The following is a 21728-nucleotide window of genomic DNA, read 5'->3' as shown; positions in this document are numbered from 1 at the left end:
GAGGAGAATACGATGCAGGCCCAACAGCAGCAGCTTATCAACGGCGTCTGGATGGACGGCGCTGCAGAATCGCTAAATAAGTACGATCCTGTGTCAGGCGAGCTACTCTGGCAAGGGGGGGCGGCCAGCCGTACTCAGGTCGAGAGTGCGGTGAAAGCCGCACGCAACGCTTTTCCTGACTGGGCAAAATTACCCTTTAGCGAACGCCAAGCCCTCGCTGAACGCTTTGCCGACGTCGTCAAAAGCCGCTCTGAAGTGTTAGCGACAGCAATTGCCAGTGAAACCGGCAAACCGCTTTGGGAAGCACGCACCGAAGTAGGCGCAATGGTTGGCAAGATAGCGCTTTCGATTAAAGCCTACACCGAACGCACCGGCGAGCGTGAAAAATCGGTAGGCAGCGCCAAAGCGGTCCTGCGTCATCGACCTCATGGCGTCATGGCCGTATTTGGCCCGTATAATTTCCCAGGTCACTTGCCCAATGGTCATATGGTGCCCGCTCTGCTGGCGGGCAATACCGTGGTCTTCAAACCCAGTGATCAAACACCGCTGACCGCCGATTTAACCCTGCAGTGCTGGCTTGAGGCCGGGCTGCCCGAGGGCATTATCAACCTGGTACAGGGCGGTGTGCCGGTGGGGCAGGCGCTTTCCGCGCATCCCGGTATTGATGGCTTGCTGTTTACCGGCAGCGCCAAGGTTGGCGGCATGTTACAGCAACAGTTTGCAGGCCAGCTGGATAAAATTCTGGCGTTAGAGCTGGGCGGTAATAACCCACTGGTGGTCAAGGACATCGACGACGAACGCGCGGCCGTGCTCACCATTTTGCAGTCGGCTTATCTTTCCGGCGGCCAGCGCTGCACCTGCGCGCGTCGGCTTATTGTCCCGCAAGGCGAGCAGGGCGACCGGCTTATTGAAGCGCTCTCTGAAGCGATTGCCAAACTGCATGTGGCCGGACCGTTTGAAAATAATCCCGAGCCGTTTTATGGCGGCTTGGTCAGCGTTGCCGCTGCGGATGGCTTGTTGGACGCTCAGGAATCGTTGGAAGCTTTAGGCGGCACGGTGATCAACCGCATGCAGCGCCTCAAAAAGGACACCAGCCTGCTCAGCCCGGCGTTAATTGATATGACCGGTCTGGATGTGCCTGATGAAGAGTACTTCGGCCCGCTGCTTAAAATTCATCGCTATAGCGATTGGGATGAAGCGCTCAAGCTTGCCAACGATACGCGCTACGGGCTTTCGGCCGGGCTAATTGGCGGTGATCAAGATGATTGGGCTGATTTCCTGCTGCGCATTCGCGCGGGGATCGTGAACTGGAACCGCCAAACCACCGGTGCCTCCGGGGATGCGCCTTTCGGCGGTGTCGGCGACAGTGGCAACCATCGTCCCAGCGCTTACTATGCAGCGGACTACTGCGCCTACCCGGTGGCTTCCATGGAAGCCGATAGCCTGGAAATTCCCGAAACCTTACCGCCGGGAGTCAGCCTATGAGCGGGGCGGCGAACAGAAGCGCGTATGGCGTGCGCGAGGTCAATTTCGACGGTTTGGTAGGCCCGACACATAACTACTCGGGGCTGGCTGTGGGGAATGTGGCTTCCATGAGCCATGGTGGCCTGGTCTCCAATCCCAAAGAGGGCGCGCTGCAGGGGCTTTTAAAAATGAAGTCGCTGATGGAGGCGGGCTACGCCCAGGGTGTTTTGCCGCCCCAGCAGCGCCCGGATATCGGCGCGCTGCGCGACTTGGGTTTTAGCGGCAGCAATCATGCCGTGCTTACTCGTGCCGCCGCCGATGCCCCGCAGCTGCTGCGTGCCGTGTGTTCGGCTTCCAGCATGTGGACGGCCAATGCGGGCACCGTTACTCCCAGCATCGATGCGCCGGATCGCCGGGTGCACTTTACCCCGGCCAACCTGCAGTCAAGCTTTCACCGCTTTCTCGAGCCGCAAACCACGGGGCGCGTGCTGCAAGCCATTTTTCACAGTGAGCAGCACTTCGCCCATCATCCTGTGCTGCCTGCCACGCCTGCATTTTCCGATGAGGGGGCAGCCAATCATACTCGCCTGTGTGGAGAGTATGGTGAGCCGGGCGTGCATCTGTTTGTGTATGGCCGTCAGGCATTTGGTGACGTGCGTAGCGGTGAGCGCGAACCCAAGCGCTATCCCGCCCGCCAAACGTTAGAAGCTAGCCAAGCCATTGCCCGCCAGCATGGTTTAAGTGAAGCGCAAACGGTGTTTGCCCAGCAGCATCCAGATGCTATTGATGCGGGCGTGTTCCATAACGATGTCATCGCCGTGGGCAATGGCCCCGTGCTGCTGTATCACGAAATGGCTTTCCTGGACGAAGAGGGCACGCTCGACGAGCTGCGCCGCAAGATGACGACGCCCTTGATTCCCGTTCGCGTACCGATTGAAGCGGTAAGCCTGGAAGACGCGGTGGCGTCGTACCTGTTTAACTCGCAGCTGCTTTCCAACCCGGATGGCACCATGACACTGGTCGTACCCAGCGAATGCCAGGAGCGTGAGGCGGTCTGGCGCACCGTTCAAGACTACCTGCTGGCAGGCAATAACCCGATCAGTGACGTAGTGGTGAAAGACGTCAAGCAAAGCATGCGCAACGGCGGCGGCCCCGCCTGCCTGCGCCTGCGGGTCGTTCTATCAGAAGCCGAGCGCGCAGCCCTCACCGGTCGTGTGCTGCTCACCAACGATCTTTATGAAGATCTCACTGCCTGGGTCAACCGCCACTACCGCGACCGTCTCGCCACACAAGACCTCGCCGACCCGAAGCTTGCAGAAGAATCCCTCACCGCGTTGGACGAGCTAACAAAATTGCTGCAAGTCGGCTCGGTTTATCCGTTTCAGTTGGGTTAGGAATATCGTAGGAGCAGCGTCAGCTAGCGAAGCGCTGCCGGATTTAGTGGCGGCACATGCCCAAGGGCGGCTAGCGCCGCCATCGCCGAGTGAACTCAGCTCCCACAACCCCGGTGCGTTTGGCTACTGTGGGAGCAGCTTCAGCTAGCGATGCAGCGCGAAGCGCTGCCGGATTTAGTGGCAGCAAATACTCAAGGGCGGTTAGCACCGCCATCGCCGAGTGAACGCAGCTCCCACAACTTCAATGCGTTTGCTTATCGTGGGAGCAGCTTCAGCTAGCGATGCAGCGCGAAGCGCTGCCGGATTTAGTGGCAGCAAATACTCAAGGGCGGTTAGCACCGCCATCGCCGAGTGAACTCAGCTCCCACAATCCCGGTGCGTTTGCCTACTGTGGGAGCAGCTTCAGCTAGCGATGCAGCGCGAAGCGCTGTTTGAGTCTGGGATTTACGTGTGCAGCCCGTATGAAATAATAGCCAAAGCCAATAAGTGCTTTCGTAATAGGTGCCGAAGGGAGCGCCGGGAGTAAATATGACGCCGCTCATTCTACCAACCAGCGATAAGGATTTCGCAGAGCAACTGATCCGCCAGAACATGTCGGACTACTATGATCAGTTGGATATGCACTGGGACAGTGCCCTGTTCGATAGCGAATGGCGCACATTGGAAAGCTATCAGCTGGTCATCAATGCGCACCCGGTGGGCTTGCTGTGTATCAACCAGGATACCGAGGCTTGCTATATTCGCGAGCTGCAAATTGCGCCGCAGTGGCGGCGCCAAGGCCTTGGTACGGCAGCTATCCATTATACGGTAGACAGGGCGCGACAGTTGGGTATCGACACGCTGCGCCTTCGCGTGTTTTGCATCAACCCTGCCGTCGCGCTCTACGAACGCATGGGCTTTCATATTCGTAAAACGGAAGATAATACTCATTACATGCAGCGGCGTATCTTCTGAATGCTGTCCCCCTCTATCGATGCCCGGCTGTAAAATACTGTTTCCTGGTTTATCTAAGAAAGCTTTCTGGCTTTGCCTATATTAAGCAGGGCGATGCCCGCACCTATCAGCAGCGCGCCGGGGAGCAAACCCTCCGGCGCCGCTTCGCCTTGTAGCCATATCGCAACCGGTACGCCGACCACCGCCCCGACGGAACCCAGCAGGCTCAGCAGCACTGGCCCACCGGTTTTTTGAAGTAGAAAAAGTAGTAAAAACTGGCCTGCAAACACCACTGATTGAATGGCGATCAACAGAAGTGGAAGACGTTGCTCGGTTGGAACCTCAAGCGAAAAGCCCGGCAGCAGGCTGACGCTGAACAGCAGGGTGGCCGCGGCGACTAGCATACCGGGCGCCAGCGCCTCGCCTGACACACCCGCTGGCCAGCGCAGTGTGCGGTAAAGATTGCCGATGGCCAACAGTACCGGACCCGCCAACGCCAGCAAAATCCACACATAGTCGGCATCAGGCGCGGAAAGCTTGTGAGCCGCCAAGGTGATGGCACCCGCGAGTGCGGACATAACACCCACTGCACGCATCATCTGAAAACGCTCCAGCTTTAATATCAGCGCGCCAACGTAGGTAAGCAGCGGCGGCAATGTAATCACAAGGGCGACAAAACCTGCACCGATATGCGGAATAGCCGAGAAGAAAATCAGGTTAGAACCCGCCACACCCACAAAGGCCGAAACAAGGTAGTACTCAAGCGTGCGGCCAGTGACAGGCGGCAAATTGCTGCGTAGCGCTGCCACCACCAGCAGAATTAAAGCCGCGCCGGCAATCGACCAAAACAGGAAGGCGAGTGGCGACAGCTGCGCTTCACCGGCCAGTTTAGCCAGATTGGTTGAGAGACCAAGCAGCGCACCACCGGTGACAAGATAGATAAATGCGGCAAGCCGCGTATGTTTGGGAAGTGCCCCTGTTCTTGTCTTGGATGAATGCATAGCGTGGCTCTTTTAGTTGCTCTTAAAGACGATTTTTAAAATACCTTGATATCAAGGTATATGGCTTTTTACCTTGACGTCAAGCTAAAAGTCGGCAAGCATAAGCGCCATGGATCACGTCGATAAAATACTCGCCCAGTGGCAAAAAGAGCGCCCCGACCTGGATGTCGCCCCTATGGGCACGCTGGGCCGGATTAAGCGGCTGCACCAGAGCCTGATGCGTCGCATGGAGCAGACCTGGGCGGCGTATGGCCTTAACGACTCAAGCTTTGATGTACTGGCCACGCTGCGCCGCGAAGGCCCGCCTTATGCGCTTTCACCCAGCGATTTAATGGCCTCCACCATGGTGACATCCGGCACCATGACGCATCGGCTTCAGCAGTTGGAAAAAGCAGAATTGATTGAGCGTGTCAAAAACCCTGCCGACGGGCGAGGCTTTCTGATTTCGCTATCGGGTAAAGGATTTGCGTTAATTGACGAAGTCGTTGCTGCTCATGTGGCGACACAGGCAGAGCTGGTCAGTGGCCTAAGCGATGAACAGCGGACGCAACTTGATGCGTTGCTTAAGCAGTTTTTACATAGCGTTGAGACGCAGTGAGACGCTGAGCAGCTACTAGAATAACGCCACCGGCTCAGGCCGGTGACGTTGGTTAAAGACTTTCCGATCGTTTACTCATTGATCGCTTGAATGCGCCGCACGTGGTCGCCCCGAGAGTCATTTTCGCCGCGGGCCTTATTGACCGCGAATATGTGGCCTTGGCCATCGGCGTGAACGTGATTGGGGTAAGTGCCGCCGTCGATATTGGCGACAAGTTCACCCTCGCGGTTGAGGATGGCGAGCGTACCGGAGGCGCGGTTGCTCACATACGCCAAGCCACTATCGGCTTCAAACGCCACATTGAGCGGGCCAGCGCCGACCGGTACGTCGTGGACGATATCGCCAGATGCGATATCCACGTAAAGCAGATTGTCAGAGCCTTGCGAGGCCACCAGCAACTGTTCACTTTGCGCATCAAAAGCAACGCCGGAGGCGCGGTTGGCGTTGGTCAGCGTAATCACCTTTTCAACACTATCGTTTTGGGTATCGATGACTACCGCCTCGGGAGTGCTGATGCTCACGGTAAACAAACGACCAGAGGCTTCATCCAGCGCCAGGCTCATGGGTGTGAATTGCTCACCGCGTACGGACGATGAAATCTCGATCTGCCCGAGAGGTTCAAGGGTTGATGCGTCGAACACCGATAGATAGTTTTCACCGGTCGCCGAGACATACGCCTTGCCGCGCTGGCTATCGATAATTACATCGCGAGAGTGGGGCACTGTTCCGGCGTCGAACTGTTTAACCAGGGATAAGTCGTCCTGACGATAGACCGCAACGGTATTTTCGCGGGTATTGGTCACCCAGACGTTGCCGTTGGCATCATCCACCCCCACGCCATACGCTGCAAAGACGCGTTCATCATCGTAATCGGGCACCTGGTGTGGCGTCACTCGAGTAATTACTTCAAGGGTATCAGGATCGACTTTAAGTAGTTCTGACTGAGTGACCGGCGGGCGTCCTACTGCGCGGGTGACGAACAGCGCACTGTTTTTAGCGCTATAGGCACTTTGATAGAGACCGGCAGGCAGGGCGGTATCAATCACATCAAAGGCGTCATCGCCGTTTAACGCAATGGGCGGCGAGATTTTGAGATCGACAATGCTGGCAGCATAGGGATTTTCGGCGATCAACACCAACGGGTGACGGCCGGGAGCGGCGTCTTCGGGCAGGGTAATGGTCGCGGTGAAGCTGCCATCGTCATCGGCGGTGTAAGCAGTATCGTTAAGTGGCGTATTGCCACGTGAAAGCTCCACGGTCTGGCCGGGGGTGAAATCACGACCCACAAACTCAACATCGCTGCCGGGAAGAATAAGTGGCGTTGTGGCGTAAACGCTGCCCTTAAAATCGGTGTCAGGCTGGTCAAAGACTTGAGCCGATGCCACTGAAGGCAGGGTACATAAAGCGATGATAACGGCCGCTAAAGGCTTGAGGCGATAACCATTGGAAAGGCGTTGCATAGCGTTTGCTCCTTTAAACGTGGGTGAAAAAGGGTGACGTATCGTCATCGGATGGTGCCGCGAGTGTTGCTGTGATCCGGTATGCCTACCCCTTGATGAAGTGCATCCATCAGCGATGCACGAAACGTCAGGCCATGGCTTAACTCTGGAAATTCGCGGTAGCTGGCCTGTATGCCGTGAACCTGTTGAAGCCGTTCGGCAAGCTTTTCGGTTGAGTCGGTGGGAACACTCGCGACGCGCCGCAGATGTGCCTGCACCCGTGGGTTACTCATATCGCGGTGGCGGGTATCGCGTGCGCGTTCGCCGCCGCCCATGCTTAACAGAACACGCGCTGGACGACCGGAGTTGTTAGCAGTAAACCGGCGCTCGGGTTCGCCCAACAGGGCGCCATCGGCCCACCAGAGCGAAGGGCTGCCCGCGGCATAAGTACTGAAGGCGCCGGTACGGGTATACAGTGTATGCAGTGCAAAAAGCCCACCCAGTGAATGGCCCCACAGCGTTTGCTGCGTTGTATCCGTTTTGACACGCGTGGCGATTTCCGGGCGTATCTGGCGCTCAATCGTCTCTAAAAAGGCATTCGCACCGCCGCCTCGGCGCTCTGGTGGTGTCTCGGCGTTATCATCAGGTAAAGCGCTAAAGGTGTAATCCCGCATGCGCGCCGGATCGATGCGCAGGTCATTGGCGTAGCCTAAAAATACTAAGACAGGCGGGGTCGTTTGCAAGGCAAGCTCTTTGAGCAGGTCCGTATCGAACTCCATCAGGGCAGCGTTGCCATCCAGCATCCAGAACGCCGGAAAACCGGCCTCGGGGGCAGCCCCCGTCGGGATGGCGAGCGTCACGCGCCAGTGGCGTTCATCATCTGCGCTTGCAACGCTAAAGCGCTCAAAACGATAATCATCAAGCGATTCATCCAGCACGGTATGCGCTAGCGACATGGTAGGCTCACGTTGCTGTGCCACTGCAGCGGTACTCCCAAAACAGGTAAGCGCCAGGGTAAGAGCCGCCCCTAACAGGTGCGGCAAGCGATAGGTTTTGTAAGGGGTTAACAGCATACGCAGCCCGTTTAGAAGTCCATATTCAGCGACATGAAGTAGGCTCGTCCCGGCTCGTTATAGGTGGCAGCACCAGAGCCAAGGCCCGTGTTTTCACGATAGAGGCGCTCGTTGAATAGATTCTCAACCCCTGCGCCCAGGCGTAGGTCATTGGTCAGATAGTATTGGGCGCTCAACCCCCAAACGCTGTAGGGGCCCCTTACGCTAAGCTCTTCACCTGATTGCGGAGCCCCGCTGATGCTGCGCGTCGGAGGCGTCTGTTTGCCATACCAGGTGCCCTTGAAAAGCACGGAAAGGTCGGCGGTTGCCCACCAGTCAAACGAGGTATTGAGCGTGTACTCGGGAACAATGGAAAGCGGCTGGCCGGTTTGCTTGTTTTTATTCTCTACCATATAGGTAAAGTTGTTGTTCCAACTGAGCGTGTTGCCATTGTCGCCTATCAAGGGGATCCGCAGGTTGCCTTCCAGGCCGCTTACCACCGCCTTGGAAGCGTTCTGCCACTGGAAAACACCGCCATTGTCGGACACCGTTCGGCCCACTTCATCCAGGCCTGCCTGAATACGATTGTCGTAATCGTTATGGAAGTAGGTCAGTGACGTGTGGTAGCCGTTATCGGCCCACTCAATGCCGATCTCCTTGTTCAAGCTGATTTCCGGGTCAAGGTCGCTGTTGCCCTGAACGTAACACCCGCCGCCGCTGTTGCCCGTGTAGCCAAAGGGGCAGCCATAACCACGGGTATAATAGAGATAGTTATCGTTGGCCTGATAAAGATTGGGCGCTTTAAAGGCTCGCGCAATACCGCCTTTCAAAGTGACGGTATCCGTGGCGTGAAACTGAGTATTCAGGCTGGGGCTCACGTGATTGCCGAACTGGCTATGGTGATCCAGACGTACACCGGGCGTTACGATCCAGCGCTCGCCCAGGTAGATATTGTCTTCTACAAAGACGGCGGTTGTCTGTGCGTCTGCTTTGCCATCCTGATTGCTTGAGTCGATTCCTGGCACCGAATCGCCCCAGTTGACGGCGCCTTGAACAGCGTACGCGTCCTCAAGGCGACTATCTTGATGTTCGAAACCCACGGTCCAGACGTGTTCATTGCCGGCTAACTGGGTTGGAAGATTCACCTCGCCATCGAGCCGGTAATTGCGCAGCCTGGAGGTCGACCAATCCTGATCGTTACTGATACTCCCTTCCGGGCCCCCGGCCAGGCCTTCGTCCAAACGTGCATTATTGGTGCCTTCAAAGCCGAGCGTTAAGCGCGATGTATTCTCGCCCCAGTTACCTCGGTGGGTGAGTGAGACGGTATTGCGATACATCCGGTTGGTTTCCGCGCCGCCATTGGCAAGCTCGGTGAGCAGGTCGGTGCCATCGACTCGAACGGCGCGGTCTCCTGCGTAAATATTACCCTGGCGGCTAGTGCCAGCCTCAAGCTCGATCACATTAGCGTCGTTCACATCCCAGCGTAGCAGGCCGTTGATATCGCGATTTCGAACGCCTTCGCGTCCGGCTGGCGGTGTGGCATCCGGAGTTGAGGCGAAGTCAGCGTTAACATCCAGCGAGTCGGCATCGGTGCGTGCGACGTTGCCATAAAGTCGAAACGAGAGGTTCTCCAGCAGCGGCCCGGTGAGAACGAATCCCGCACGCTGCGTGTCGCCTTCGGCACTATCTTCCGGTAGGCGCCCATACAGATTTACAGAACCGCTGAACGTATCAGAGGGCTGCTTGGTAATAATATTAACAACACCGCCAGAGGCGCCAGAGCCATAGCGGGCAGCGGCTGGCCCGCGCAGCACTTCGATGCGCTCGACGGCCTCGGCGGGCACCCAGTTGGTGTCGCCACGGGTGTTGCGTTCACCGCTGCGGCCCATGCGCACTGAGTTACGCGAGCCGACCGGCCTGCCGTCGATCAGTACCAGAGTGTTTTCAGGCCCCATGCCGCGCAAATCGATTTGACGGTTGTTGCCGTACTGGCCTGAGGCGGTATTGCCGGTTAGGTTTACCCCTGGCATGGTTCTTATCAATTCGGAAAGGTCGTTGGCGGGTGGGCGTTGCTCGATATCGTCGGCGGTAATCGTCGATGCTCCCAATGCCTGGCTTGCAATGGCTTCAGCGGTCACATAGAGCGTGTCGAATGCCTTTTCGTCACTAGTGTGTTCCTGGGCGAAAAGCGGGTTTGAAAGGGCCAGGGCAACAGCAAGGGAAAGCGAAGAAAGCGCATATGGCGCCGACAAAGTGCGAGGCATTGAGGGTAACTCCCTAAAGCGTGGATATTGGCTGAAGCAAGCAAAGCGAATACGTTGACGGCTAAACGCAAAATGTAATGCTAATTTAAATGATAATCGTTTTCAATATCGAATTAGTATTTACTAATGCCGTGACCAGTACTGCCGGAGGTAGCTGCGGAAAGGGATGCTCATCTGCCTCGCTGTGATAGCCCGTCACTTACTTGTCTGTATAATCGGCTTTTAATAAACGACATCCTGTTCAAGAGAGAAGGCCGGTATGCCGCTATGTTTTCACTGGGCGCGTTTTGATGAGCTGAGCACCCGCGCGTTTTACGAGATCGTCAAAGCGCGTGTAATGGTGTTTGTGGTAGAGCAACAGTGTGCCTACCAGGAAGTAGACGAATTGGATCCTCTAGCCTGGCATCTTACCGCTACGGTTGAAGGGGAGCTGGCGGCGTATATCCGTGTGGTGGGGCCGGGGGATAAATTCGCCGAGCCTTCCATTGGCCGGGTGATGACCCTTAACGCTTTCCGGGGCTGTCAATATGGCCGCGAGCTGATGGCGGAGGCGATTCGTTTTACCGAGCAAACCTATCCGGACCTGGGTATCAAGATTGGCGCACAAGTCTATTTGAACGCTTTCTACGAGTCGTTTGGGTTCGAGCGCATGAGTGAGCCCTACGATGAAGACGGCATACCGCATATTGATATGGTCAAACCCGCCCCTCACGCTTAAACCACAACGCAACTGGAGTTGACCCCCGTGACCGCCTCAGATGACTCCTTTACAGAGAGTGAACGCCACGGGCTTTATCGCGCCATTTATGAGCGTCGTGACGTGCGCTCACAGTTTCTTCCCGACCCGATTCCAGCTGACGTGCTGGCGCGTCTACTGCAGGCCGCGCACCACGCACCTTCGGTTGGATTCATGCAGCCATGGGATTTCATTGTCATTGAAAGTCGTGAGGTCAGGACATCGATTTTGGCACTATTTGAGCAGGCCAATGAAAAAGCTGTCGAACGCTTTACCGGTGAGCGCAAGAATCTTTATAAAGGCCTCAAGCTTCAGGGCATTCTGGAAAGTCCGCTCAATCTCTGTATTACCTGCGATCGCAGCCGTGGTGGCCCTCACGTGTTGGGGCGCGACAGCATCATGGAGACCGATCTGTTCAGCACTTGCCTGGCGGTGCAGAACCTGTGGCTGGCGGCGCGGGCAGAAGGCGTTGGGGTAGGTTGGGTAAGTGTTCTTGACCAAACTCAGTTGAGCGCAGCTCTCAACCTGCCCGAGCATGTTTATCCCGTGGCGTATCTTTGCCTTGGCTATGTCAACGAGTTTCTGGATCAGCCTGAGCTTGAAACCAAGGGTTGGCGCTCGCGATTGCCACTCAGTGAGCTGGTACATGGCGATACTTGGGGAGGGACGCTTATTAATGAGTTGCTTGAAGCGGCGTTAAATGAGCAGTCTGGCGGGAAAAGCGTTTGACGTCGCGTTAAGAGCACGTTCACCTCTCTAGTGATTGACGATATATGTCATTACCATGTCTGCTTTTGCTAAATATTCTGGAAACCGTATGCACGATGCGATCACCATTGAGCGCCTGAACGCTGATAGTCCGCATGTCCTTGATGTTACGCAATGGATGTTTACGGCCTGGGGACACCTGAATCCAGAGAAGACACTTCAGGACGCCATTGAAGAAACCATTTCCGAGTGCGGTGCCGTAGGCGTGCCGTCTATTTTTGTTGCTATGCAAGGCGATATGCCGGTAGGTACCGCCAGCCTGGTTGCCGATGATATGAGCATTCGCTCTGAGTTAACTCCCTGGCTTGCTTCGGTGTTCGTACTGCCTGGGTCACGCGGGCGCGGGATTGCTTCCGCACTGATAAAGCGTGTGGAAGTCGAGGCACAGGCAAATGACATTCGCAGGTTTTACCTCTACACGCCGGACCAGCAGGCGCTATACCAGCGACTGGGCTGGCAGCCGGTCGAGTGCCTTGAGTACCGGGGAGAAGCTGTGACGTTGATGTCACGCCAGTTTGAGATGTAGACGGCAGATAATTAACGGATGTGCGTAACGCTATCAATACTGACTATCTGCCGCTCGCTAAATAATAGGAAACCACTATGCGACGTTTATTGGTATTGCCCACCACGCGTGCGGGCTGGGGCTTATTCATCGCGTTTGTAGCACTGATCGTAATGGGCACTTGGCCGGTGATTGGCTGGGTCAATCGGTCAATCCTGGTGTTAGGCCTACCCCTGATGGTGGTCTGGAGCTATCTGGTTATTTTTGCCTGCGTGGCGGTTATGTTAGTAGGCAATCGTATTGTCGAGGGGGACAACCATGAATAGCGTTTGGCCGCTTTTTATTACGCTAGCTTACGTTGCCATCGTCATGATGATTGGCTTACGCGCCCGCATTAAAGGCGCCAATATGGACAGTCTGGAGGAGTGGGGCGTTGCCGGACGCAGCATGGGCCCTGTCATGCTCTATCTGCTGATTGCTGCGGGTAGCGTGAGCGCTTACACCTTTATGGGTGCACCGGGCTGGGCGTATTCTAAAGGCGTGGCGGTCTTTTATGTGGCCACTTACCTGGCCTATCTGGCACTTATCGCCTGGTACTTTGGCCCGAAGGTATGGCAGTTTGGCGCCGAGTTTGGCCACGTGACCCAGGCAAGCGCTATTGCTGATCGCTATCAGAGCCCTGCGCTGGGTGCGCTTGCGGCACTGGTCATGGCGGTGGGCTCGGTTGCCTACGCGGTACTGCAAACCATTGGTTCGGCTTACATCCTGTTTGTGATGAGCGGGGGGCTGATACCGATCTGGTTGGGTGTTGTGCTGGTATTGACCAGTATTGCCGTCTATTTATACGCCAGCGGGCAGCGAGCCATTGGGCGTACTAATGCGTTCCAGGGCGTGCTGATGCTGATTGTCGCTTGGGCGGTGGGCATGTGGGCAGTATATAGCGCGACGGGCGGGCTAAGTTTTGCGGGGGTATTTGAGCGCATCCAAGCCGAGCATCCTGAGTTTTTAACGCTGCCAGGCGCCCGTGAAGACATGACCTACAGCTTTTGGACGACCTCGATTATTGTCTCGATGTTTTCCTTTATGCCCCCGGTATGGACTCAATGGATGAGTGCATCTTCAGCGCGTACTATCCGGCGAAGCGCTACTTGGCTGCCGACGTATTACGTGGTGATCTTGCCTATGGTGGTGGTGGGCTTTATCGGTATTTTCTCGCTACCCGAGTTGGTTCGAGCCGATACCGTAGCCCTTGAATATGCCATGCAGCATCTACCGGTGGTACTGGTGGGATTGCTGGGGGCGGGCACTTTGGCGGCTTCTATGTCGTCCAGCGAGCCGTTCATACATTCGGTATCGCTTTCATTGAGCAAGGATGTCATTCAGCCGCTGTTAAAGCTTTCGGACGCCACAACCGGTAGGCTTGCCAGACTCATGATCGTGCCCATTATGGCGCTGGTGATTGCGCCTTTGGCGATTGCCGAGCCGGGTAGTTTGGTGATGATTTTACTAGTGGGATTGGGGTTTGCATCGCAAGTGCTGCCTGCCTTTATCGGCATGTTCTTCTGGCCTCGCGCGTCACGCCTAGGCGTTATGGCAGGCATTGTGTCAGGCTTTCTGGTAACCGTGGCGTTTACCACGTTATGGTCGCATCCGTTGGGTGTGCATGCTGGTTTCTGGGGGCTAATGATCAACTTGCCCGTGTTCATTGGCGTTTCGTTAATGACACCGGCGACTAATATCGACGTGATCGAGCGCTTCTTTCGCATTGCGGCGCCGCGTGGGCTGACCCGTCTTGGCAAAGAAAAAACCAGTAGCGGCAGCCGGTTGAGTTAAGTATGGGTAGGCGGTGTTTATAGCTTACGTTCTGATGTTTCATGCATCTTAGGCGATAGCCTGGTGATAGCCCCTGCTGGGCTATGGCTGCCCAGCATAAACTCCTGTGGTTGAGACGCTTCGACCCACACGATGCAGCGATTGCGGCCGCCGTTTTTAGCCTGATATAGCGCCTCATCAGCCAGTTTAAGTAGCCTAAATGGATCCTGAGTATGGTCTGGATAGGTTGCCACTCCACAGGAAAACGTCACGTTTCTTAATAACGTACCCTGGTGCGTTAGAGAAAGTTGGGATACCTGTTCCAAGAGCGCGTTAGCGCACGCTTCGGCAGCGTTAACTGAGGTACTTGGCAGCAGAGCAATAAATTCTTCACCGCCAAATCGGCAAACGATATCGAGACCGCGAAAGTGTTGCCTCAGCAGTGCACCAATTGCCACCAGCACGCTATCACCGGCATCATGACCAAAGTGATCGTTGATCTGCTTGAAGTGGTCGATATCCAGCATCAATAGAGTTAGTTGGCTGGTATTTTGCTGCGCGCGTCGGCACTCATGTGCGAACACCGTATCGAAATGACGTCGATTGTATAGATTGGTGAGGGAGTCTTTAAAAGACAGATTTTCTAATTCCTGAACGAGGCGATCCAGCTCCTTTGTTCGCGATGCCACCTGATGTTCAAGGGTTTCGTTAGTAAGCGACATTTGCTGCTGTGTATGACGATAGTGCCACAGAAAGATGGCGGCGTTAGCCAGCGAAAAAATCAACGTACCGTAACTTAATGAGATAGGGCGCCAGGCAACGAAGCCGTGGGCTACCAGCATATCAGCCAATAACAGCGGTATGAAAAAGGTGAAGCTAAGCGCCAATAAGCGTTGCTCGATACTTAATTCGCGAAACCGAAACAGGGCAAGCATTAGCATGGCAGGCAGTGTGACGACTAGCAGCGCATCAAATGCAGGGAACGTGAGAGACAGGCTGATCACCCCTGTCTGAACCAAGCCGATTGAAATAGCGAGATAAGCTAAATGCAGCGTCCAGAGCCGTGTCAGCCAGCGTTTAGTGGTGCCGTTAAACCAGTGGCTTAGCAGCAACCCCAGGGCAACCGGTAACGTATAATAACTGCCTGCACGTAACGTATCCCACGCCAGGGCGTTGTCAATGATTAGCTGGCGAGCCGGCGCCTCAGCCATCAGCATCAGCCCTGAGGCGTAGGCAAACAGAGCGATAGCTGCAAAACCGCGCCGTTCGGGGCCCATTAGAGCGAATATGCTGGCTATAAATGCTAAAACGAACACTAGAGCGCTAACAGCAAGGTCTTGAACGGACATTTGGATGATGCTTTTCAATACATCAAGGCGCTCCATTACCTTTACTTCGCCCCACAGGCCGATATTGGTATAATAGGAGAACACTCGTATATTAAGCGATTTGCCGGAAAATCCCTCAGGCAGGTCGACCATGTGCCAGGGCCAGCCTGCAAAATCTCCACGGCCCTGTTCATCGAATTCGCCGTACTGATATATCAGCGTATCATCCAGATAGACCTGGCCAATCAGATCGATACTGGTGATATAAAGTACCGGATCACTCCAGTTACCTTCCGGTAACACACCGCGAAACCATACTTGCTGCTGGCCATTTCGTTCCGGTGGGTTGGCAGGAAAGCTAATGGCGTGCCAGACGGGCGTTGTATTGTTTTGCTGAAGAGTGCCTTGCGTATCAAGAGGGAGGTCGCCCCAATGATATTCCCAGCTATGTAGAGGTTGGGGCGCTGTGTCGGCCTTTAAGGCACACGAAAGCAGCACTCCAATACAAAGTGTAATGCCCCACAGGATAGCTTTATAGATGCCATACCCACGCAACAACAAAGTTCTGTTCCTGGTCGCTGTTATGCGGCTGTTAAACGCATCATCACTGGATAATTCGTAACGATGCTAAAACCCGGCAGGCCAGCCATGATCCGCTGAATAAAAGCGGCTAATGATGCTTGGCTTAGCAAGGGTAAGAGATCCCTGACGGATTAAAAACCAGCTGATAAACTTCGCCTACACGCGGCAAAAGAAGTTTGTTTCCCTGCGGGCTGTTTAGATAGGTATGTATCAATATTTTCTTATTGGGTAAAGTAAAGCAGTTATATGTCACGTTGACTACAAAAAAAAGCCGGGCTTATCATTACCCGGCGCGGTTTGATTTAGTTTAAATTAGCGTTGCATGATTTTGCATTAGCGATTTTTGTATTAGTGATTTTTTATTTAGCTATTGGTGGCTCCGCCTACCACGCCACTGCGAAAGCTGTTGGATGCGCTGGCATTACCTGCACGATGTTTAAGATGTTCCCCCACGGCATCTTCAGGTGAGCCAGCCAGCTCGCGGAACATACCCATTGAACCCAGCAGTGCAGAGGACTCATAAGGTACAAATACCCGCTCGCCATCTTTTGCCATATTGGGCAGGCCTTTGATATAGCTCTGGCCCAGCAAATAGCCCACGACCGTCCGCTTGTTCTCTTCACTGTCACCAATTGCGTTAAGTACCAGCTTGATGGATTCCTGCTCGCCCTGAGCACGCAGAATAGCCGACTCCTTATCACCCTGGGCGTTAAGAATGGACGATTCACGCTGGCCCTGCGCCATGGCAATGGCCGCGGATTTTTCACCCTCAGCCTCGGTCACCGTCGCGCGGCGTTTACGTTCGGCGGCCATTTGCAGGCGCATGGCCGTTTCCACCTCTTCGGGCATGGCGATATCCTGTACCTCTACACGAGATATCTTGACGCCCCATTTAGAAGCAGGCTCTTCCATCGCGGCCTGAATTTCATTGTTCACTTCCGCGCGCGACTCAAACAGCTTATCCAGCTCCATTTTGCCAACCACCGAGCGCAGCGTGGTTTTGGCCAGAACCTCGACGGCCTGACTCATATTGACGACTTCGTAAACAGCGCGCTTAGGATCGATGATCTGATAGTAGAGCGCGCCATTGATACGTACGGTCACATTGTCGGTAGTGACAACCGGCTGGCCGGGGAAGTCCATTACCGTCTCGCGGCGGTCAATGCGAATCTCATCAGTGGTAATGGCCTGGTACTCTTCGCCCATTTTGCGATAGCGCAACATAGTGATGGCGCGGGGTTGCTCGATAAAGGGCACGATGATATTGATACCGCTTTCGAGTACGCGATTAAACGAGCCGAGGCGCTCAACCACCATGACCTCAGATTGGCGAACAATGACCAGCCCTTTGGAAATGATCACGATGCCGATAACGACAATAATCAGGCTTATTAACAAACCGGGGCTAATAGGTAGATCCATTATCAAGGTTCCTTACGAAGTGTGGTGTCGTCTTGCAAAGGATTGGGTACTGACGAAGGGAGAGCAACCAGTGCTGTGGTACCTTCAAAGCGTTGAAAAATAACGGAGGTGTCGGGTGGCAGGTCTGTTGTGCCCGTATCGGTGACGCGCAAGCGGTAAAAGTCACCGTTAATTTTGATACCGGTTGCATCGTCATAATCGCGGCGCAACGTATGGTAGTAATTGCCCTTTTCTACCCCCGTGCCGGTGGTGCCGTAGGCAACGCCGCGAGGGGAAAAACGTGGGCGGATCACCCTAATACCTATTGGCACCAGAACACCGGTAAAGATACCCATGCTTAAAAGCTGCCAGGGTAGCGATAATCCCAACGCAGTAACGGCCGCAGTCAAGGCGGCGGCGATGCCAAGCGCCAGCAGTACCATGGCGCCTGATGTTAACTCCCCCAAGCTGAGAAGTAGCGCCAGCACTAACCACGTATAGGCAGGATTCCAATCCATAGTGCCTCCTTTTAAAGTTATCATCAGCCTACCTTAAGCTACTGCGTTAAGTCTGCTTAATTCGCATCTAAGTAAGCGATAAACGCAAACCGCTTTAGTGCTATTCTGCCTGCTTTATGAGCTTGCTTTTAAGAACCTAGCTATAAGAACTCGATTTTAAGAACCTGATTTTAAGAACCTGATTTTAAGAACCATAGCGCACAAAGGGGAATCGCGTGACAGGTGTGGTGTACTGGCTAGATATGGCAGGGGTGATTGTCTTTGCGCTGTCGGGCGTGATTCTGGCGTGTCGGTCCAAAATGGACCCGTTTGGCATGCTGGTGCTTGCCGCCGTCACCGGCATTGGCGGCGGTACGTTGCGTGATTTAGTGCTGGGGGTACGCCCCGTCTTTTGGGTCGCTGACGCTACTTACTTATGGGTCATTCTGGCAACCGTTAGTGTGTCGCTGGTCGGCTTTCATTATATTCATCGTCTGTCGCGGGGGTTTCTGCCAATTGCCGATGCGTTTGGCCTTGCCCTGTTTACGGTCATCGGCACGCATAAAGCGCTGTTGCTTGGGACCTCAGGCGTGGTGGCGGTTTTGATGGGCATGATGACAGGTGTGGCGGGTGGCATGATTCGCGACATGCTGGCCCAGCGCGTACCCATGGTGTTGCGTGAAGAGATATATGCCACTGCCGCTATGGCCGGCGGGATTGCCTATGCCACCCTGCAAGCCCTAAATGCGCCGCTAAGCGTAAGTATTACTATGGCGCTAGGAATTACGCTGGGTCTTCGGTTGGCAGCGATTCACTGGCAGCTGGCGTTACCGGTCTTTGCCTGGGTGACGGTACCTCCCAAAGAGGCCCAATCGGCAGTGCCGCTCTCGACGCCAGCTAAAGCCAAAGAGCGGGTGAGAATGATACGTCGTGAGCGTAAAACAAAACGCTAATTATATAACGGTTATATGGGTCATTGAGTGGGGGTGGCTGAGATAGGTGACTGGGCTTGCTGCCAGCGTTCAAACCAGCGGCGCGGCTGTAAAATATGTAAATCAGGCTGGTTATCAACCAGCTCCACCGCGACGCCCAGCGCGCCGAGCCGAGCATAGAGCGCGCCATTCGCACTGCGCTCAGCCATAGTGATATCCGCCAGCAGTCGTAACGCGCCGCCGGTAAGAGTAAGGTTGTTGAGGCTTGCGCGATCACCGTTAATCGCAAGCTCGGCAGAGCCGCTGATATTGCGTACGCTGAGTAGCCGGCCTAGCCACTCCTTTTCACGCGCCCGTTCCAGAAAAAGCCTGGCAAGTAGCCCCGTATCGCGCATTTCAAGACTTACTTGGCTCACTAAACGCACAGGGTCTGCCCAGTCTAGCTGGGCCTCATTCATGGAAATCTGTACCCACCAGCCGGCATCCGCCGAGACGTTGTCGCCTGGGCGGATAATATTTTCCAGGCGAAGAAAGGAGTTGTCGGCGGTAAAGCGGTGTGTTTCCAGATCACCCTGCGTAAGGGTCAGGGAAAGATGCAAATCCCCTCGCAGGCGCTGATCAAGCAGCGCCATATCGGCGACAAACGCGCGCAGCGATAGCTCTCCTTGGGCGGTTAAACCATCTAGCAACCACTCGCTGGTAAGGCTTGCCTGCCCACCTAATAGCGTAATTCCCGCGCTTTCGGGCAGGTAGCGGTTATAACGGGTAAAGTCCGGTACGTCGGTAATCGGTAGGGCAATCCGGGTGACGAAGTGCTCTGCTTCCGGTGAGATTAGCACCTCGCTGAGCTGATTAGTCTGGGTGGTTAAAGCGAAATGACGTCCCTCGACGTGGGGGCTGTCATCATCTTTTCGCTGCAGCGAAAAACGCGGAATTCCCAGGGAAAGCCGGGCCTGTTCAGCGCTATCGACTTGTGCGGTTAGCTCGCCACGCCCCGTCGCCAGGTAATCCAAAAACGCGACTTCGAGTTGATTGGCGTTTATACGTAGCCGGGTGGGTGCCAGCAGACGATTATCCCGAAACGACCCTTGGGCAAATAGCTGGCCGTTGCCTGAAATCGATACGCCATGGGCATCGGGCAAAAAGGTGTTTAAAAAGCCTAGGCGCTGCACGCTGCCTTCCAGCTGAAACTGCCCGCTGGGCGTATCGTCACGCCGCTGAAAGCGACCATCGCGCAGCACCAGAATACTTTCCAAGCGTTCATTGGGCTGGGTATCATCGGCGACCTGCCAGCGTAAACGGCTGTCGCTTATATCAATTGACGTGCCGTCGGTCATTGCCTGCTTAAGTGAAAGTGAAAGCTGCATGTCGCTGGTTAATGTTGTGCGCTGCTCATCACGCTGCCAGCGGGTGGTAAGTGCGTTACCCGATAAAAAAAGCTCTCCACTCAGCTGATCAGCGGTAAGGGCAAGCGCTCCACTGCTTTGCGCTTGACCGCTGATTAGCTGAAACGGTGCGGGATCCGGCAGGTAGCTAGCCAAATAGGGTTGCAGTACATTGATGCTGGGCATGCGCGCATCTTGCCAGGTCAGAGTGGCCGTCGCCTGTTCATGGGCTAGCGCCGTGTCGATGGGGCTTTGAGCGGTCAGGTCGATCGTAGCGTCGTTAAGTAGCGTTCGCTCATGGTGGTTAAGCATTGCCTGGGTAAATTGAAGCGTGGCGTCAACGCTCGCGGCATCCGTTAGCTCAGCATTAAGAGTACCGCTACCTTGCGCCTTGAAATCCAACGCTTCAGCCGCCAGCATTTCGGCGTCAATAAACAGGCGAGCATTATAGAGCTGGGTATCACGCACACTAACATCGGCTTCTAGACGGCCATTGCCTGATAAGCGAATCCCCTGGCCCTGTAATGTATCGGCCAGGTAGCGGTCCAGCATATCCAGTCGCGTGATGGTGCCTTTCAGGGTGAGTTCGGCGTCCGTGGGCGAGCTTAAGTGATCGAGTCGCTGATTGGCGATCTTGCTGGTCAGGCGTAGTGCGGTATCAGTGGCGTAGGCTTGAGTATCTGCCAGAGTGACGCCTTGTAGCTGGGTTGCAAAGTGAAGCTGATTATCGCTCACGCTAAGTTGAACGTTTCCCTGGCCTGTCGCGGAATGCCGGGGCGGTGGGGCGTCCGCGATCACCCAGGTGGTCGGGGCCGTTGGCTCAATAAGCTTGCGCTCGTCTAGCGTTAAGCGTAACTCAGGCGCTTCAAGGGTCAGCTGGCTGCCTTCTTCAAGCGTACCTGACGCTAGCGCAATATGGCCGGTCAATTCGCCCCGGCCATTTAGAAACAGCCAGGGAAGGGCATCCAGGTAGGGCATGAACACGTCCCAGGCATCTGCTTGGGCACGTAGCTCAAGCGTTGCCGAAAGGGCGGCTAGTAGCTCAGGGTTAAGCTCGCCCGTGGCCGGGTCGGTCGGTGTGACCTCATCAAGCGATGCCGTTGCCTCAAGGTTAATCGCATTAACCAGCGTCATTTGGTCGCTAAGCCGTACCAAGCGGCCTTCAGTGATGGCAAGGGTTGCTTCGGGGACGGCCAGGCGCTCACGGCTAAGCGTTGTGTTCGATACACGCAATGTGCCTTGAGCTTCAAGGGCAATATCGCCTATGGTTAAGCGGCGAATGCCTTCTGCGTCCATTGCCTGAATATGTAGTTCACCGCGCAGTAGCGATAATAAAGACAGCGTAAGCGTGGCGCGTTCGGCCTCAATGCTAATCGGTAACGCGTCATCTTCACGTGAAAGGTACAGGTTTTCTACCTCCCAGCGCCCAGGGTGGCGGCTGGCACCTTGACTCCAACGAATCTCAACGCCTTCGAACTGGGAGATTTTGTTGGGTAGCCACTGGCTATTAAGCAGCCAATAGCTGCCTATCAGCCAAATGGCGACGATAAATAAGGCGCCAATTAGCGTTGCTAATGCAAAGCGTGGTAAGCGTTTTTTGGCAATATTCGTGTTTGGCATACTCGCTTCCTGGCCGA

Annotated in this window: 18 protein-coding genes; 10 read left to right on the top strand and 8 right to left on the bottom strand. The window is 55.1% G+C overall.

The genetic code is table 11. The features are described 5' to 3' along the window. Window positions 1-12 precede the first annotated feature (12 nt). From astD to ACT3R7_RS13305, 3 genes are all read left to right on the top strand, one after another. Entirely contained in the window at window positions 13-1485 is a 1473-nt protein-coding gene (gene astD / locus ACT3R7_RS13315; RefSeq protein WP_193091211.1) for a succinylglutamate-semialdehyde dehydrogenase, read from the top strand. Next, entirely contained in the window at window positions 1482-2858 is a 1377-nt protein-coding gene (gene astB / locus ACT3R7_RS13310; protein ID WP_193091212.1) for an N-succinylarginine dihydrolase, read from the top strand. The genes astD and astB overlap by 4 nt, the downstream gene beginning before the upstream one ends. A gap of 528 nt (window positions 2859-3386) precedes the next feature. After that, window positions 3387-3812, top strand: coding sequence for a GNAT family N-acetyltransferase (locus ACT3R7_RS13305; RefSeq protein WP_193091213.1), 426 nt, complete (start codon window positions 3387-3389; stop codon window positions 3810-3812). Between the two features lie 53 nt (window positions 3813-3865). Here ACT3R7_RS13305 and ACT3R7_RS13300 read toward each other — a convergent pair whose 3' ends face one another. Further along, window positions 3866-4792: a DMT family transporter gene (locus tag ACT3R7_RS13300; protein ID WP_193091214.1), complete on the bottom strand. Its 927-nt coding sequence runs from the start codon at window positions 4790-4792 to the stop codon at window positions 3866-3868. Between the two features lie 109 nt (window positions 4793-4901). Here ACT3R7_RS13300 and ACT3R7_RS13295 point away from each other — a divergent pair, with 109 nt between their 5' ends. Beyond that, on the top strand, window positions 4902-5390 hold the full coding sequence (locus tag ACT3R7_RS13295) for a MarR family winged helix-turn-helix transcriptional regulator (protein ID WP_193091215.1): 489 nt from the start codon (window positions 4902-4904) through the stop codon (window positions 5388-5390). A 71-nt stretch (window positions 5391-5461) separates the two neighbouring features. Here the strand turns inward: ACT3R7_RS13295 and ACT3R7_RS13290 are convergent, their stop codons facing one another. The 3 genes from ACT3R7_RS13290 to ACT3R7_RS13280 are packed head-to-tail and all read right to left on the bottom strand — an operon-like array spanning window position 5462 to window position 10145. Continuing rightward, complete coding sequence (locus tag ACT3R7_RS13290; protein ID WP_193091216.1) at window positions 5462-6850, bottom strand: NHL repeat-containing protein; 1389 nt, start codon at window positions 6848-6850, stop codon at window positions 5462-5464. Window positions 6851-6894: 44 nt separating this feature from the next. Further along, on the bottom strand, window positions 6895-7902 hold the full coding sequence (locus ACT3R7_RS13285) for an alpha/beta hydrolase (protein ID WP_193091217.1): 1008 nt from the start codon (window positions 7900-7902) through the stop codon (window positions 6895-6897). A gap of 11 nt (window positions 7903-7913) precedes the next feature. After that, entirely contained in the window at window positions 7914-10145 is a 2232-nt protein-coding gene (locus ACT3R7_RS13280; protein WP_193091218.1) for a TonB-dependent siderophore receptor, read from the bottom strand. Between the two features lie 259 nt (window positions 10146-10404). Here ACT3R7_RS13280 and ACT3R7_RS13275 point away from each other — a divergent pair, with 259 nt between their 5' ends. The 5 genes from ACT3R7_RS13275 (at window position 10405) to ACT3R7_RS13255 (ending at window position 13987) form a co-directional block, all read left to right on the top strand. After that, complete coding sequence (locus tag ACT3R7_RS13275) at window positions 10405-10863, top strand: GNAT family N-acetyltransferase (RefSeq protein ID WP_193091219.1); 459 nt, start codon at window positions 10405-10407, stop codon at window positions 10861-10863. A 27-nt stretch (window positions 10864-10890) separates the two neighbouring features. Beyond that, window positions 10891-11610 carry a 5,6-dimethylbenzimidazole synthase gene (bluB, locus tag ACT3R7_RS13270; RefSeq protein WP_193091220.1) on the top strand — a complete coding sequence of 240 codons (720 nt, stop codon included), beginning with the start codon at window positions 10891-10893 and terminating at the stop codon, window positions 11608-11610. 88 nt (window positions 11611-11698) lie between these two features. Further along, window positions 11699-12175, top strand: a complete 477-nt coding sequence (locus ACT3R7_RS13265; RefSeq protein WP_193091221.1) for a GNAT family N-acetyltransferase — start codon at window positions 11699-11701, stop codon at window positions 12173-12175. A 77-nt stretch (window positions 12176-12252) separates the two neighbouring features. Beyond that, a complete protein-coding gene (locus tag ACT3R7_RS13260) occupies window positions 12253-12480 on the top strand; it encodes a hypothetical protein (RefSeq protein WP_193091222.1) in 228 nt (75 codons plus the stop codon). Further along, complete coding sequence (locus tag ACT3R7_RS13255; RefSeq protein WP_193091223.1) at window positions 12473-13987, top strand: sodium:solute symporter family protein; 1515 nt, start codon at window positions 12473-12475, stop codon at window positions 13985-13987. Before ACT3R7_RS13260 ends, ACT3R7_RS13255 begins: the two co-directional genes overlap by 8 nt. Window positions 13988-14004: 17 nt before the next feature. Here the strand turns inward: ACT3R7_RS13255 and ACT3R7_RS13250 are convergent, their stop codons facing one another. The 3 genes from ACT3R7_RS13250 to ACT3R7_RS13240 all read right to left on the bottom strand — a co-directional run bounded on the left by ACT3R7_RS13250 (window position 14005) and on the right by ACT3R7_RS13240 (window position 17795). Beyond that, on the bottom strand, window positions 14005-15855 hold the full coding sequence (locus ACT3R7_RS13250) for a diguanylate cyclase (RefSeq protein ID WP_441674939.1): 1851 nt from the start codon (window positions 15853-15855) through the stop codon (window positions 14005-14007). A 384-nt stretch (window positions 15856-16239) separates the two neighbouring features. Beyond that, on the bottom strand, window positions 16240-17298 hold the full coding sequence (locus ACT3R7_RS13245) for an SPFH domain-containing protein (RefSeq protein WP_192536879.1): 1059 nt from the start codon (window positions 17296-17298) through the stop codon (window positions 16240-16242). Window positions 17299-17300: 2 nt separating this feature from the next. Beyond that, complete coding sequence (locus ACT3R7_RS13240) at window positions 17301-17795, bottom strand: nodulation efficiency, NfeD-like protein (protein WP_192536880.1); 495 nt, start codon at window positions 17793-17795, stop codon at window positions 17301-17303. Window positions 17796-18010: 215 nt separating this feature from the next. Here ACT3R7_RS13240 and ACT3R7_RS13235 point away from each other — a divergent pair, with 215 nt between their 5' ends. Further along, entirely contained in the window at window positions 18011-18727 is a 717-nt protein-coding gene (locus ACT3R7_RS13235; protein ID WP_192536881.1) for a trimeric intracellular cation channel family protein, read from the top strand. A 20-nt stretch (window positions 18728-18747) separates the two neighbouring features. Here ACT3R7_RS13235 and ACT3R7_RS13230 read toward each other — a convergent pair whose 3' ends face one another. Next, window positions 18748-21711, bottom strand: a complete 2964-nt coding sequence (locus ACT3R7_RS13230; RefSeq protein WP_193091224.1) for a translocation/assembly module TamB domain-containing protein — start codon at window positions 21709-21711, stop codon at window positions 18748-18750. Window positions 21712-21728 lie beyond the last annotated feature (17 nt).

The organism is Halomonas sp. AOP43-A1-21 (assembly GCF_052376775.1).
Taxonomy (GTDB): Bacteria; Pseudomonadota; Gammaproteobacteria; order Pseudomonadales; family Halomonadaceae; genus Vreelandella; species Vreelandella colorata.
The sequence above is the reverse complement of the archived record's forward strand: the minus strand, read 5'-3'. Positions and strand labels throughout refer to the sequence as shown.